General features: G+C 28.8%; 1 protein-coding gene. It reads right to left on the reverse strand.

Translation table 11 applies throughout. The annotated features are described in order from the left end of the window. The coding region (locus AC07XN_RS24440; protein WP_494744943.1) for a hypothetical protein at positions 1-1,029 on the reverse strand (1,029 nt) is incomplete at its 3' end. Positions 1,030-1,213 lie beyond the last annotated feature (184 nt).

Genomic DNA, 1,213 nt, shown 5'->3' on the forward strand with positions numbered 1-1,213 from the left:
TTTTAAAAGATGATAATTAAAGTAATAACTAAGGTGGTGTATCGGAATATCTAAAGATTCCGAAAGCTTATTAATCGTAAAGCTATCATCTAAATAAGGCTTTTCTTGAATAAAATATTCTTGAATCATTGTCTCTATTTCTGATACCCTAGCTTCTTCTAATTTAAACGATGGTTTTATTTGATCTTCTACTTTGTTATTTACAATGATTTGTGGTCTAAATGTAAAAGCAGTATTGGTTTCAGGTTCTGCCAGTAAGCCATAGAGCATTCTAGGAAATAAGAATACTGAAATATTTAAACACAAGAAAAGGGCATTAGAAATATTCATAAATACGATAGCTCCATCATAATTCAGTTTAACCTGATGGTCGAAAGTATTGAGAACTAGAGAAACTACAGATAATGTAATGGTTAATGTAGCACCAATCAATGAAAAAGTCCACAGCCAATTATAGGTAGTGGGATAATCAGTTTTTGTCTGTGGATTATCTCTAAAATATTTATAAAGCATCACCAACTCTGCAAAAGAAACGGCTAAACTAAAGAGGGGTCTAAATGTAAAATGAAATGTGGGAGTTGTAAAGTACGTAACGGGGTGTCTGAATATATTATTTTGATCCTCTATAAGAAGATAAGCTAATCTAAGTTTGTTATCGAATGATGTCAATAAATAAGGCATTACATCAAACACATAAAGTACTGCTGGTAGTATTAAAATATAGTCCCATTTTTTAAATGTTATTTTCTTAGTAAGCATAGATCTAACATACAGATAAGAAATAGGTCTGAACAAATATACTAAAGGAGCAGTAGTGGCATAGAGAAAAGCAACAATACTAGGATTTCCATTATTTAAAAGGTTATAATGCAATAGCGCATAAATACCCGAAATAAGGAAATAGGATGATAAGAAAATATTAGATTTATTTTTACTTTTTAGATAGGGAAAGGTTATTAATGCAATGATAATACCAATCGCAGAGAGGCTTTTGCATATTTCATTCATTAAGTAATCGAGATTATGCATATTAAATTATTAGAAATCCTGTTAGATTAAAAAGAATCCTTGCTGAAAATAAAGAATAACAGAAATAAATTATGACTTTCCCTAAGTAATATGCTAAATTATTGCAATTGGTAATATAATACAAAAAAATTTGTATTATTTCAACTTAAATATAAACACTTGAGTAAAAAACACTACTATAGAT

Source organism: Arcicella sp. GW458-12-2-14-TSB2 (assembly GCF_059423785.1).